The sequence below is a fragment of the Paenibacillus caseinilyticus genome (assembly GCF_027533645.1).
Classification (GTDB): domain Bacteria; phylum Bacillota; class Bacilli; order Paenibacillales; family NBRC-103111; genus Paenibacillus_G; species Paenibacillus_G caseinilyticus.
In genome coordinates this window covers 233,053-246,722 of record NZ_JAQAGY010000005.1, presented here as the reverse complement: position 1 = coordinate 246,722, position 13,670 = coordinate 233,053, and the positions used below count along the sequence as shown (strand labels likewise).

Genomic DNA, 13,670 nt, shown 5'->3' with positions numbered 1-13,670 from the left:
ACGGGTTCCTACTTCTTGTCCACCTGCACCAGCGTGACCGTCTTGACGGAGAACGTGTCCTTGATCTTCTCTTCGGTGATCACGTTCAGTTTGATCAGGCTGGCAATCTTGGAGGTATCGGGCCTGGACAGCATGCGCCATACCTCGAGATCGGGCAGCGCCTCGTAGAGCTTGCGCTCGTCGTACTCCCTCCGCTCCTGGAGCACGATCTTCACCTTGCAGCCCCCGGCCTCCAGCTCGGACACGCCATGCCCGGAGCAGTGAGTGACGATCTCGCTGCGCAGTTCCGCGAGCTCCTGCTCTATTTCTTTTTGCTTCTGCTTCAATTGATAGAATCGCTTCACTTGGTTATCCACTCGGTTCACGCTCCCCTATGCTCTATCTCTATGCGGGGGGAGCGGATTCTAGGACAAGTCGGCGCTGGTGTAGATCATCTGACGCTGAACCGGGTGTAGCTGTACCCCTCCCGCGTCTTCTTCACTTCGAGTACAGCCGGTATGGCTTGCTTCAGCTCCTGGACATGGGAGATGACGCCGATCATCCGTCCGGACTGCTGCAGGTCGATCAGGGTATCGATCGCCTTGTTCAGCGACTCTTCGTCGAGGGAACCGAAGCCCTCGTCGATGAACATCGTCTCGAGCGAGATCCCGCCCTCATACGCCTGGATGACATCCGCCATCCCGAGGGCCAGACAGAGGGAAGCATTGAACTTCTCGCCGCCGGACAGGGTCTTCACGTCCCGCAGCTGCCCGGTATAATTATCGTACACATCGAACCCGAGGCCGCTCTGCTTGCCCCGCTTCTCCATCCGGTCGCTGCGGACCAGATAGAACTGCCCGCCCGTGATCCGCTGCAGCCGCTGGTTCGCGGTGTGGATGATCTTCTCCAGGAATTCGATCTGCAGGTACCGCTCGAAGGACACTTTCTTGGCGTTCTCCCCCCGGACCACATCGTACAAATCCTTGACGAGCTGATACTCGCGCTCGGCCTGCTGGACATTCGCTTCGGCCCCGGCGATGTTCGCCTTCCCTTCCTTGCCCTTCTCGCAGTGGCTCTCGGCTTGGGTACAGCTTCGGCGGATCGCATCCATGGACTGCTCCATCTCCTGCAGCTGCTGCTGCAGCGCGCCCAGATCCTGCCGCTCCTTGCCTGCGACCTCCACGGCCAAATCCTCGATCTGCCGGGTCACCACGGCTAGGGCCGCATGGTACGTCTCGATCCGCCCCTTGAGCTCCGCCCGTGCGGCATCGGACCGTTTGGCCTCCTGATAGGCCGCCTCCGACCCGAATCCGGCCGCCTCCAGCGCTTGCGCGAAGTCCCGGCCGGCCTGCCGCGCCTGGTCTTCCGCTTCGCGCTGCTGGCTCTCGGCCCCGCTGCGGGCGGCCACGGCCTTGATGCTGCGCTCATTCGCCTCCCGGTAGAGATGCTGCGCCTGCTTCCACTCCGCCTCCAGCTGCTTCTTGGCCGCGTCCGCTGCACGGATCCGGCGCTCCAGCGCCTCCAGGCCCCGCAGCTCCTCCGGCAGGGCGGCCAGCGTCTGTTCGTACAGCGCCTTCTCCGTAGCGTAGAGGGTCTGCCCGTCGTGGTACACCGCCGCAGCGGCTTCCTTATGCCCCCGCAGTTCCTCCAGCTGGTACTCCAGCTTCTCCAGCTTCTCTTTGAGCGCAGCGAGGCTCGCGCTCTCGTCCTTCAGCCTCTTCTCTTCCTCCGCCAGCGCCTTGCCCTCCTGGACCAGTCCGGCGAACGCCTCGCGGATCCCTTCCAGGCGGATCCCCTGCTCCAGCACCTGCTGCTCCTTCTCCCGGATCCGCTCTCCGGTAGCGGCGAGCTTCGCCTTCGCCTCGAGATACGTCTTCTCCGCCGCCGATCTCTCCGCACGCAGCCGCTCCAGCTCCTCCCGGGTAGGGATGTCCCCGGTAGCCGCCGCCTTCTTCGGATGGTCGGCGCTGCCGCATACCGGGCACGCATCCCCGTCATGCAGGTGGCTGGCCAGCCAGCCGGCCTGCCCCTCGATCCAGCGGTCCTCGAGCAGCCGGTGCGCCCGCTCCGCCTGCCCGTAGACCTCCAGGCCGCGGGCTTCTTCCGCCTGTTCTTCTCCGGACTTCTGCAGGAGACCCAGGTACTCCTTGATGAGCTGGGCCTGCTGACGCAATAGGGCGAGCCGTTCGGTCTTCTGCGGGAGGTGAACCACCCGTTCTTCCAGCGCCTTCACCTGCGCCGCCAGGGCCGTACGCTCCGACTGCCTGGCTTCGAGCGCCGCTTCCATCTCCTTCCACTGCTTGGAGGCGCCGGCGGCTTCCTCCGCAAGCCGGCGCACGAGCTGGTCCTTGCGGTCCATCTCCCTGACGGTCGGCAGCAGCCCCTGGAGCCGGTCCAGCTCGCGCAGGGCCTGCTCTCTCGCCCCCTCCTTGCCTTCCTCGAGCTCATACTGCCCCGCCGCCCGCTGCAGGGCCTCTTCCGCCAGCCGGCATTCGGAGAGCGCCGCTTCCAGCTGTTTGGATTTGCGGGCCAGCTCCTCCCGCATCTGGGCATCATGCCGCTCGTACACCTGCAGGTGTACGGCCTGCTCCGCCAGGGACAGCTCCCGCGTGATCCGCTCGATCTCCTGTGCCTGGTCCAGCAGTCCCTGCCGGTCTGCTCTGCGCCGGTCCAGCAGCTCGAATTGCTCGTTCACATTCTGCGCCTGGTGGTATACGGCCGTCATCTCCTGGTACCGGAGCGTCTCCGACTCCAGCAGCTGCCTCTTCTCCAGGATCTGTTCGGCGTAATAGCCGATCTCCTGCTCCAGCGCTTCCAGTACCTGGTATGTATTATAGTGCTGCTGCTGCAGGACGTGGGTCAGGGCCGACCCCTCGCGCCCGGACAAGGAGCCCTTGACGGTGGCGATATGATAATCGCGGAGCCCCGTCAGCTCCACCAAGCTTTGCTGCATCTGCTTGCGCTTCTCGTTGAGATGGTCTGCGACATACTTGTACAATCCCGTCTTGAAGATGCGCCGCAGGATCTCCTCCTTATTCTCCGTCTCGGAGGTGAGCAGCTTGCGGAATTCGCCTTGCGGCAGCATCACAATCTGGCTGAACTGCTCCTTCGTCAGCCCGATGATCCCGCGGATCTTCTCGTCCACCTGCGACACGATGAAGCGGTCCGTCAGCGGAACCTCCGCTCCGCCGTCCACCGCATACAGCTCATACCGCTCCCCGGTGGCCCCCTTGTTCCCCGCCTTCACATGGGACAGCTGCCGAAAGACGCGGTACGTCCGGCCTTTGAGCTCGAATACGAAGTCGACGGAGGTGTGCACCTGGTCATCGGCGAAGTGGCTGCGCAGCATCCGGGAGTCATTGCGGTCTTCCCCGCTGGCATCCCCGTACAATGCGAAGCAGATCGCGTCGAAGATGGAGGTTTTGCCGGCCCCCGTATTCCCCGATACGACGAACAGCCGGTTCTCGCGCAGCTCGGAGAAATCAATGACTTCCTGGTCCTTATAGGGCCCGAACGCCGTCATGATCAGCTTAAGAGGCCTCATCGCGCTCACCTTCTTTCTTGTAGATGTCCTGCAGCGTCTCGGTAAACAGCTTCTCGGTCTCCGGTGACAGCTCCGTGCCCCGGACCTCCTGATAGAAGGCGCGGAACAGCGACAGCTCGTCCATCTTAGCCCGCCCGTCCACCGCCGCGGATTCCCCTGTGAGTGCGGCGGCAGCCAGCTTCCGCTCGACATGCATCGCATTCGGGTAGACTGATCTCACCCGCTCCATCGGCGAGAGCACCAGGGCTTCGTCGAGCAGACGGACGAACACGTAGTCTTCATTGACCGGATGCTGCTCGATATCCGCGATCCGTCCCTCTACCGTCCGCATGTCGCGTCTTGGGGCCAGCAGCCTTTTCTCTACCGTCACATTCCCCTCACCATCGAGCTCTACGACGAAGTACCCCTTGTTATGGCGCTCCTCCGAGATCGAATACTTCAGCGGCGATCCGGCATACCGGACCGTCTCGATCCCTACATGATGCGCCTGGTGCAGGTGACCGAGTGCCGTGTAGTGGAATCCGTCAAAATGCCGTGCGCTGACATGCTCCGCCCCGCCGATGGAGAGCGGACGCTCCGAATCGCTCGTATTCTCCCTGGCCTCGCCGCCGGGCGTCACGAAAGCATGGCCGACGAACACGTGGCGCGCATTCGGGTCCATGCCGGCTTTGATGGCTGCGGTGATTCGCTCCATCGCCTCGTCATGGGTCTTGATGCCCTCATCCCCGAGCAGATGGCGCACTTTGCCCGGCTCCGCATACGGAATGAGGTGAAAATGGACTTCCCCCTCCCCGTCCCGCAGCACCACGGGCTCGAAGGGATAGGTGAGCTCGCCTGCGATATGCAGCCCCGACGACTTCATAATACCGCTGCCAAAATCCAGGCGGCTCGGGCTGTCATGGTTGCCCGCGACCGCTACCACAGGGATATGCAGCCGGAGCACCATCACCGCCAGCACGCTGTCGAGCAGCTGCACGGCTTCGGTCGGCGGCACCGCCCGGTCGTACAGATCCCCCGCGATCACCACGACATCGGGTCTTTCGGTTTCTACATCTTCTAAGAATTGCTGGAGAACATACTGCTGGTCCTCCGTCATATATACGCCCTGTACCAGCTTACCGAGGTGCCAGTCTGCCGTATGGAATATTTTCATCGCTATCGGTCCACCCTTCCGTGTAACTTCATCCCCTGCGTACGTGTTCCTATCCTATGACCTGTAATGATTATGAACCCAAGTAATTCTATTATAGCAAAAAGTCCCCGGCAGCTGGCTGCCAGGGAACCTTTGTTCTCTCTATTTTTATTCTCATTTCAGTAAGGGTTTGGAAGATTCATGGGCAGCGGGACGGGCCGCTATCCCCTTTTGATCAATCCCGTCACTTTACTGCGCGGCACGGTAGGATCATGATGGACAACGAAGGCTTTGGCGAACCGGTCGAGGTAAGAGTTCTCGTGGGATTTGGGCGTGAGAATGATCAGCTTGCGCCGGAGCTCCTTCGCGTACAGATCGAACACCTTCAACTTGCGCTGCTCGTCGAGCGCGCTGTCGAATCGTCCAATACGATAAATCCCGGGGAGGTCTGCAGGTTCTGCAGCAGGGCGAGCGCGAACAGCAGGGAGCTTAGGGATTCCTCCCCGCCCGACACGCCCTTGCCCACTCTGCCGCCGCGGGCCTTCACGCTCACATCCTCCAGGGTCCCCCGGTGTCCTTCCTTGCGAGCTTTGATGTACAGATGGAAGTGGATGCGTCCCCGGCGGTCCTCATATTGATCCCACTCCATCTCCCCCTCGAACTGAAACACGCTCATGTACGATTTGAACCGCTGCTGGATTTCGAGGACTCTCATGTTGATCGTGGTCTCGAGCTGGTCCTTCAACTGTCCGGTGCGCTCCTGATCCTGCTCGAGCAGCAGGCTCGTCCGCTTATACTCATCCTGAAGACGATGGTACTCCGCTTCGACCACCTTGTAGTTCTCCGGCGCTGCCTGGTCGATGCCCTTCTCCTGCCGGGCCTGGTTGAATTGGACTCTGCTTTTCTCCAGCTCGGTGCGCATCTGGGAGGACGACGGAAGCGGACTCCCGGCCTTCGCCCCCGGCTCCCAGCTGCCCTCGGCGGCCCCCTCATGGTAGATCTGCGGAGCCAGCTCTTTCAGGTCTTCCATCTCCCGGATCAAGGCGATGCACTCTCCCTTCGCCGTATCGAGAGCGTCGTTCTTCGACAACAGCTGGTTGACGATCTGGCGCAGCCTGCTCTCTTCTTGCACCTGCCGGTCCTGGAGGTCCTGCAGTTCCCGCTGCCGCCGGCGTATCTCCTTCTCCAGCCGACCCAGCCCCTCCTCCGCTTGTTCCCGCTCGGACTCCAGCGCTTCTATCTGCCCGTCCAAGCTCCCGAGATGCCGCAGCTTGGCATTCAGCGCTTCATATTTCTCCTTCTGCTGCCCCAGCCGCACATAGAAGTCCGCCTCGGCCTGCAGCTCTTCCAGGTCGCGCTCCAGCTCCGCAAATGATTCTTGTTAAATTCGCTTTCTATTCTGTACCCTAATACCTCGTCAATATCTCCTTTGTTTTCATCCGTAAGTTTAGGGGTTCTTTCACATAGCTCTCAAGCTTCTTTCAATGTTGCTAGAACCTTGACTTGGTCATAAGGTTCTTAGCCCAATAGAGTCTTTTGCATTTACATTAAAATGCAAGGTCTTACTCGGTAACGATATACGGTAATCACCGACATGGTCTGGTCGGCTCCGGGATTGGGTACCCACGTTTAGTGAAATACAAACTAGCCTGCCAGACGCTCCAGATCTGCTTCGGCAAGAAGAGTTAGAGCAGTCCAAAGGCGGAATGACAAAGAACGGCGATCAACAATAAAAGCACTTCCCAAGGAAAAAAAGAAAAAGCACTAAGGCAAGGGTTTCCCCTCAACAGAGTGCTTCTCGGTTGGCAACGTAATAATGTTCAATTACTTTTGTTATCTAACAGCCTGCCATGACAAGTCAACCCCAGGATTATGGGAAGGCGAGAGATGCAAGAAATATAGATGCAAATGGATCTGCCATCCAGGCAATTGACGTTCATGCTTGTTGAAGGCAATGTTCTTATGCATCAATATCTTCTTCATTTCGCCCCCGACTACCTTGTTGACGATATTGTTGCATTTCTAGGTTGTAACCGTTTTGTTTGCCACCTCATGAATTGTGAACAGTTCTGGAAAGTAATCCAGGATGAATATCATCGGTCTATTGGGATTCCTGACATTAATCCGATCCTTGTAATGCACCTCTGCTTTGAGTCTCAGACATCATTCTTTTGTTTTTCTGTAAAATGGCCTGCTTCAACCAATCCGCTTAGTTCGGATTCTAACTTTTTTCCATAGTAGGTATCCGGTAAACAATCAGTCCTTCTCTTTCATTAAGCTGTAGTTTGTGTTAAAAGACCACTGGTAATCTTTAATACTGTAATCATTGTAATTAGCATTTTATCATCTGCTTCAACTTGCAAAAATTTGCAAAAATTATTTATCTTGCCATTTATGATTAATTAAACTATTATATGGAAGTACATGGAATATCAAATAAGATAGTATTAAGAGGAGGAATTATGAAAATATCAAAAGTCTTAGCTGTTTCCCTTTGCGCACTAACGCTATCGACATCAGTTGTATCAGCGGCTCCAACAGCAGGTTCATCTACATACGATGAAAATTTTGTAGCTGCTAGAATTTATAACAAACCTAAACCCAATGTAATTACACCGATGTTTGATGGATATGTATACAATAAAACTAGTGAGACTGTGCGCAATCAGGAAAATTGGTCTTTGGAGCATAACAATCCATCGTCTGTTACGGATACCGTTTCATATGCTGTAGCAATCACAAAGAGCGCATCTACAACATTTGGAGCACAAGAAGAATTTAACGGCCTTGTTGCCAAGGCTACATTTTCAGCTAATGTAACTCTTGCACAAAGTTCTACTGAAACTGTAACCATCACTTGGAGCATTCCGCAAGGAAACTGGAGACTCTCTGCTGGATCAAAATATAATAAAGTTGTAGGTTCAAAGGATTATATGATATCAGGACAACTTATTAATAGACAGCCAATAACAATTGATTATTCATATCAACCGTATAGTGACAAAAGGCAAATATAAGTATAAAATATATTTTATCCCACGTCCTTCTTGAGAAATCAGGAGGGACTTAAATTTTATATAGTGAGGTAAATAATTATGAAAAGAGTATTATCACTGCTATTCATCTTAAATTTAATATTGGTTATTGGTTGTTCTAGTAGTACTACAGAAATTGACAAAGAGGTAGCTGAAGTCAAAACTCAAAACTCAAGTACTTTGACTTCAGAAAATTCAGGAAAGGAGGACGAGATAAAAAAGGTAGAAAAAACATTTTCTCCTCCAAATTTTCAAGTGAAAAAGTTTGAGATATCTTATAAAGATAAAAAAGTGTTTTTAGCCATGAAATATGTATTTAATCAAGAATTCTACAAATTATTAAAGAATAATAATATTAAATACTCATTTAGGATTACTTATTCAGAGACAGTTGCAAAAGTGCTAGGATCGTCTCCGACAGAGATACAAGAGGGGGTAATTGAACCCAATGGACGTCTTGATTATGAAATTTTGTATGAAGTTCCTTTGGAAAAAGAACTTAATGCTGATGAAGTTAAATTAATTCAAGCTGACATGGATTATCAATTAGATGTACTTAATAGTGAAAACAAAGTATTTCATATGTTTCCAGGTTTCAGGTATATGGTTGATTATAAAGAGGGGGTTTCAAAAGAGATACATTATAACGATAGCACCAAAGATCCTCGATAACTAACGTAATCCCTAGTTGTGGAAAAAGAGCATTATTCCGATTGACACGCTCCCCTAATAACGAAAGACGGATGAAATAAAAAATGCTGCTGTAAGAGGCCGCTGAAGAACTTATATGTTTTTCGCGGAATCAGAGTTAGTATTCGACGGATTGTAATATGAAGTGCGACACCTAAGCGAAAAAATAAAAAGGCCCATGTTTGGATTCGTGTACAATGGAAGTTACCACACCACCATTTGAACAGGAGGATCCACTCATGAGCTACACCCATCTTACCATAGTCGAGCGCGGACAACTAGAGGCGTATTATCGACTTGGCTGGTCAGCACGGGCCATTGCCCTTCAGCTTGGCCGTCATCACTCCACTATTGCTCGTGAAATCAATCGAGGCTTTAGTAGCCAGGACTATACAGCTGAGTCTGCGCAGCAGGCGTATCATGAGCGCAGAACAACCAGCGTCCCTGCAGGCAAGTTTACTTCGGAACTTGCTGAAGAAATTGAGGCGAAATTGAAGCAAACCTGGTCACCCGAGCAGATTGCTGAAAAGCGAAGGTGTGAGGGGGAAACCTTTGTCTGCTATAAGACGATCTACAGATGGCTCTATGAGGGACGTCTCAAGGCAGATGTGAAGGTTCTACGGCACAAAGGAAAACGGCATAAACCCATGGAAACACGGGGGCGGTTTCTTGTCGGAACTCCGATCGGTCAGCGGCCCAAGGAAATACGCAAACGCACGACATTCGGCCATTGGGAACTGGATACGGTAGTGTCTAGCCGAGGGAAGAGCCGGGCTTGCGCGGGTACTTTCATCGAACGCAAAACACGTCTGTACATGGCCGTAAAGATGCCTGACCGCACGGCGCACTCCATGGAGGTCGCCTTTGGTGTAGTCGCCAGCCAATACCCTCAGGGGACCTTTCAGACGGCGACAACCGATCGTGGAAAAGAGTTTGCCTGTTATGCAAACTTAGAGGGCATTCATAACATTAAGGTTTTTTCGCGGATCCCTATTCCTCTTGGCAACGAGGTTCCAATGAGAATGGTAATGGGCTGCTGCGTGAATTCTTTCCTAAGGGTTATGACTTTGCTGATGTCTCCGATGAGGAACTGGCTGAAGCTATTCGCCTTATCAACCATCGTCCCCGTAAATGTCTAGGTTGGAAATCTGCTCACGAAGCATTCATGGACGAGTTGTCGCACTTAGCTTGACAATCCGTCATAGCAAAAAGTCCCGGGCAGCTGGCTGCCAGGGAACTTTTGTTCGCTCTATTTTTATTCCCATTTCAGTAAGGGACTGGAAGATTCATAGACAGGGAGGGGTGATCAGAGTCTCCCGCTCCTATCCTTTGGCATTCTTCAGCGCCTATCCCCTCTTAATCAGCCCCGTAACCTTACTGCGCGGCACGGTAGGATCATGATGGACAATGAAGGCTTTGGCGAACCGGTCGAGGTACGAGTTCTCGTGGGATTTGGGCGTGAGAATGATGAGCTTGCGCTGAAGCTCCTTCGCGTACAGATCGAACACCTTCAACTTGCGCTGCTCGTCGAGCGCACTGTCGAACTCGTCCAGTACGATGAATCCCGGGGAGGTCTGCAGGTTCTGCAGCAGGGCGAGCGCGAACAGCAGGGAGCTCAGGGATTCCTCCCCGCCGGATACGCCCTTGCCCACTCTGCCGCCGCGGGCCTTCACGCTGACATCCTCCAGGGTTCCCCGGTGCCCTTCCTTACGGGCTTTGATGTACAGATGGAAGTGGATCCGCCCCCGGCGGTCCTCATATTGATCCCACTCCATCTCCCCCTCGAACTGAAACGCGCTCATGTACGATTTGAACCGCTGCTGGATTTCGAGGACCCTCATGTTGATCGTGGTCTCGAGCTGGTCCTTCAACTGTCCCGTGCGCTCCTCATCCTGCTCGAGCAGCAGGCTCGTCCGCTTATACTCATCCTGCAGACGGTGATACTCCACTTCGACCACCTTGTAGTTCTCCGGCGCAGCCGGGTCGATGCCCTTCTCCTGCCGGGCCTGGTTGAATTGGACCTTGCCCTTCTCCAGCTCCGTGCGCATCTGGGAGGAGGACGCCAGCGGACGCTCGGCCTTCGTCCCCGGTTCCCGGCTGTCTTCGGCGGCACCCTCATGGTAGATCTGCGGAGCCAGCTCTTTCAGCTCTTCCAGCTCCCGGATCAAGACGATGTACTCTCCCTTCGCTGTATCGAGAGCGCCGCGCTCCGACTGCAGCTGATTGACGATCTGGCGCAGCCGGTTCTCCTCCCGCACCTGCCGGTCCTGGAGATCCTGCAGCTCCCGCTGCCGCCAGCGTATCTCCTTGTCCAGCCGATCGAGCCCATCCTCCGATTGTTCCCGCTCGGACTCCAGCGCTTCCATCTGCCCGTCCAAGCTCCCCAGGTGCCGCAGCTTGGCATTCAGCGCTTCATATTTCTCCTTCTGCTGCCCCAGCCGCACGTAGAAGTCCGCTTCGGCCTGCAGCTCTTCCAGGTCGCGCTCCAGCTCCGCGAGCTTTTTGAGGAGTTCCCGTTGCAGCTCCCTCCTCTTCCGGCTCTCGGTCTGCAGCACATGCAGGCTCTCTCTTTCTCCTTCGAGCTTCCGGATTCTGCCGATCCGCTCATGTTCCCTCGTCATGAAAGCCTCCGCTTCCCGGACGACATGAATGATGCTGTTCAGCTCCTGCAGCCGCTTCGTATCCTGCCGGACCGCTTCGTCCAGCTCCACGAGCTTCCGTGACCGTTCGCGGATGCCCTTCGCCACCTCTTCCTTCCGGAGCGAGAGCGCGCGCGGGCTCAGAATGTACCGCTGCTGCTCTTGCGGACCCCGAATTCCCATCGGATCGATGAGCAGGCCCTGCTCGATCCGGGTCTCTCCGCCCTTGAAGAACTTCTCCACCCACCACAGCGCCTTCATGGCGTGAGGCAGCGTCTCTTCGTCCAGCCCTTCCTTGATCCGCAGCTGCAGCGGCACAATCTCCGTCACCGAACGGTCCGGCACCACCTTGCGCAGCGGCACATGGTACAGGTCATTGGGCGGGGTGATCCGGTGCCCATCGAAGAAAATGGTATATTTGATCGCATGGAAGCGCTCTTCGGACTGAAGCGGTGCGGAGCCGTCCAGCTCCACCAGCTCGCGCAAAGCGTAGGCCCGCACGCCTTTGGCGTGAAGGTAAGCCAGCGAGTCCATCTGCCGCCGGGACCAATCGTGCTCGCCCTCGAGCCGCTCCAGCTCTTCTTCCAGCTCGCGCAGGCGGCCCGCTTCTGCATGCCGTCTGTCCTTGGCATGCAGAAGCGAGGACTCCAGCCGGTCGAGCTCGTCCTGAACCCGGTGACTGCTCACGTATTGATAGAGATTCTCCCGGTGCTTGTTCTCCTGCTCTTGCTCCTGCTCCGCCGCGGCCTCCAGCCGGGAGACCGCCATGCCACGCTCCTGTATAAGCTGCTCGCTGTTCTCCAGATCGATCCGCAGCTGCTCCTCCAGACTGGTCGTATCGTTCCACTGCCTGATGCGCTCCGACAGCTGCCGGTTCACTTCCTCCTCTGTCCGCTCTATACGCGCCTTCTCCCTGCTGACCTCCTGCAGCTCATGCTCCAGTCCCGCTATGGCTGTCTTGGTCTCCGCCCGTTCGGCAGACAGCGCCAGAAGCTGCGCCTCCCCCCGCGCCAGCTTGGCTTGCAGCTCCCCCACCGCCTTCTGAAGAGCTTCCAGTCCTTCCCGGACCTCGACTTCCCGTCCTTTCATGCCGCTGATCTGCTCCTGCTGCTCCTCCTGCTCCAGCCGCAGCTGCCCGATCTGGCCGGTCAGGCGCTCCTGCTCCTGCTTATAATAGACCTCGAGCCCCAGCAGGGAACGGGCATACAGAGTGCCGCCCTCATACAGCCGGCGGCGGTTATCCTCGTAGCGGTCCAGCTCGGTTTTCATGATCTTGAGGCCCAGCTTCTTGTTCGCCACATTGCTCTCGGCCCCCCGGAGCGTCTCCTGCGTATCCCTCAGCTTCTCCATGCTCTCTTCCCAGTTGCGCTGCACCTGATCGATCCCATGCATCTCGGCGAAGATGCGGAACCGCTCTTCCGGGTGCATCACCGCGAATTGGTTGACTTCCTGCTGATACCAGATCAGGTAGAACAGATCCGGATCGATCTTGTATTTATACTGGAGATCCTTCTTATATGCGGTAAAATTGTACTGTCGGTCGCCGGAGGTATACCGGACCGTCTCTTCCCATTCGCCGGGCGTCTCCCCGGAGGAGACGGCGAATTCCTTCTTCACCGGCTGTCCCGGCTCCTGCAGCAGGTACAGCGAGAACTCCGCATAAGCGGGCGCATCGATCCGGACCAAGCCTTCATTCTTGAAGAGCAGCCGGATGTGGGCCTTCCACACTTCATCCGCTGCCAGATTGCGGGACCTTAGTCCCTCCACATCCACCTTGGACGAGTACAGGACCGCCCCCATGCAGTAGGTGACTGTTGATTTGCCCGCGCCGTTGGGTCCGGTAACTAGCACATGCTCCCCCTGCCCGGACAAATCCATGCTTGTAGCCGCATAGTCCCGGATCCCGCTGAACGACATGTTCCAAGGTATCATCGTCTATTCCCAAGTTCCTTCCCGGTACAGGTTGTACCGTCTGAAAAACTTCAGCACTTCTTCCTTGTTCAACGGATTGGACTGGCTGAATTCGGCCGTCCGGCGCAAAAAGGAGTCCGAGAACAGATGCGCCCCGATCGCCGTAAGCTGGTACGCCTTCTCCGAAGAGTTCGTGTCGTATTCCTCCAGCGCCCCGATCTTGCGGAGCTGATCGATATTGAGCAGCAGGCGCTGATTCGCCTTCGTCGTCTCATGCCCGAAGGCACTCAGCAGCTGGTCGAAGAGCGTGAATTCATGCTGCAGCACCTCCTGCTGATAGAACATGAACAAGAGGATCGCGAGGCTTTCCTTGGACAGCGTACTGCGGGCGGCCCGGGCCGGAACCCGCATCATGACGACCACCTGGTCGCGCTTCTCGTCATAGATCACCTGAAAATAACGACTGACGGCCTGATTGACCCGCTGCAGGAAAGAAAAGAACCCCTCATCCCCTTCGACAATCCGCAGCTGCTTCTCGACCTCTCTTCGGGGCAGCCCGAAATTGCCGGCGCGAATCGTAGCGGATGAGGAGAATAAAATATTCATGAACGCCAGCTCTTCCTCCGCGGTCAGCATGCCCTTCAGCGACTGCATCACGTTGAGGGGGTTCGCATGGCCGGGGAGCCCCTCCGAAGCTCCGCCGTCATCCGCCTCTTGTTCCCATGGACCGGCGGACTGCT

General features: G+C 55.9%; 9 protein-coding genes and 1 pseudogene. 3 read left to right on the top strand and 7 right to left on the bottom strand.

The features are described from left to right. Positions 1 to 8: 8 nt before the first annotated feature. The 5 genes from O9H32_RS10250 to O9H32_RS10230 form a co-directional block, all read right to left on the bottom strand. Positions 9 to 356, bottom strand: a complete 348-nt coding sequence (locus tag O9H32_RS10250; protein WP_269865948.1) for a hypothetical protein — start codon at positions 354 to 356, stop codon at positions 9 to 11. A 74-nt stretch (positions 357 to 430) separates the two neighbouring features. Then, entirely contained in the window at positions 431 to 3,523 is a 3,093-nt protein-coding gene (locus tag O9H32_RS10245) for an AAA family ATPase (protein ID WP_269865946.1), read from the bottom strand. Continuing rightward, a complete protein-coding gene (locus tag O9H32_RS10240) occupies positions 3,510 to 4,676 on the bottom strand; it encodes an exonuclease SbcCD subunit D (RefSeq protein ID WP_269865944.1) in 1,167 nt (388 codons plus the stop codon). Before O9H32_RS10240 ends, O9H32_RS10245 begins: the two co-directional genes overlap by 14 nt. A 200-nt stretch (positions 4,677 to 4,876) precedes the next feature. Continuing rightward, positions 4,877 to 5,044: a hypothetical protein gene (locus O9H32_RS10235; RefSeq protein ID WP_269865943.1), complete on the bottom strand. Its 168-nt coding sequence runs from the start codon at positions 5,042 to 5,044 to the stop codon at positions 4,877 to 4,879. Beyond that, entirely contained in the window at positions 5,041 to 5,973 is a 933-nt protein-coding gene (locus O9H32_RS10230; RefSeq protein ID WP_269865942.1) for a hypothetical protein, read from the bottom strand. Before O9H32_RS10230 ends, O9H32_RS10235 begins: the two co-directional genes overlap by 4 nt. A 1,144-nt stretch (positions 5,974 to 7,117) precedes the next feature. Here O9H32_RS10230 and O9H32_RS10225 point away from each other — a divergent pair. The 3 genes and pseudogenes from O9H32_RS10225 to O9H32_RS10215 all read left to right on the top strand — a co-directional run bounded on the left by O9H32_RS10225 (position 7,118) and on the right by O9H32_RS10215 (position 9,572). Then, positions 7,118 to 7,672, top strand: a complete 555-nt coding sequence (locus O9H32_RS10225; RefSeq protein WP_269865941.1) for a hypothetical protein — start codon at positions 7,118 to 7,120, stop codon at positions 7,670 to 7,672. Positions 7,673 to 7,750: 78 nt separating this feature from the next. Then, positions 7,751 to 8,362 carry a hypothetical protein gene (locus tag O9H32_RS10220; protein WP_269865940.1) on the top strand — a complete coding sequence of 204 codons (612 nt, stop codon included), beginning with the start codon at positions 7,751 to 7,753 and terminating at the stop codon, positions 8,360 to 8,362. A 257-nt stretch (positions 8,363 to 8,619) separates the two neighbouring features. Continuing rightward, a pseudogene (locus tag O9H32_RS10215) lies at positions 8,620 to 9,572 on the top strand (IS30 family transposase). Between the two features lie 154 nt (positions 9,573 to 9,726). Here the strand turns inward: O9H32_RS10215 and O9H32_RS10210 are convergent. Then, positions 9,727 to 12,951 (bottom strand): AAA family ATPase, encoded by a 3,225-nt coding sequence (locus O9H32_RS10210; RefSeq protein ID WP_269865939.1) that lies wholly within the window; start codon positions 12,949 to 12,951, stop codon positions 9,727 to 9,729. Between the two features lie 3 nt (positions 12,952 to 12,954). Then, the gene (locus O9H32_RS10205) at positions 12,955 to 13,584 is read right to left on the bottom strand and encodes a hypothetical protein (protein ID WP_269866061.1); all 630 of its coding nucleotides are present in this window, start codon (positions 13,582 to 13,584) and stop codon (positions 12,955 to 12,957) included. Positions 13,585 to 13,670 lie beyond the last annotated feature (86 nt).

Excerpts from the sequence above, each read along its gene's own strand:
- O9H32_RS10245 (WP_269865946.1), bottom strand. The coding sequence starts at position 3,523 with ATGAGGCCTCTTAAGCTGATCATGACGGCGTTCGGGCCCTATAAGGAC.
- O9H32_RS10240 (WP_269865944.1), bottom strand. The coding sequence starts at position 4,676 with ATGAAAATATTCCATACGGCAGACTGGCACCTCGGTAAGCTGGTACAG.
- O9H32_RS10225 (WP_269865941.1), top strand. The coding sequence starts at position 7,118 with ATGAAAATATCAAAAGTCTTAGCTGTTTCCCTTTGCGCACTAACGCTA.
- O9H32_RS10220 (WP_269865940.1), top strand. The coding sequence starts at position 7,751 with ATGAAAAGAGTATTATCACTGCTATTCATCTTAAATTTAATATTGGTT.
- O9H32_RS10210 (WP_269865939.1), bottom strand. The coding sequence starts at position 12,951 with ATGATACCTTGGAACATGTCGTTCAGCGGGATCCGGGACTATGCGGCT.
- O9H32_RS10205 (WP_269866061.1), bottom strand. The coding sequence starts at position 13,584 with ATGCAGTCGCTGAAGGGCATGCTGACCGCGGAGGAAGAGCTGGCGTTC.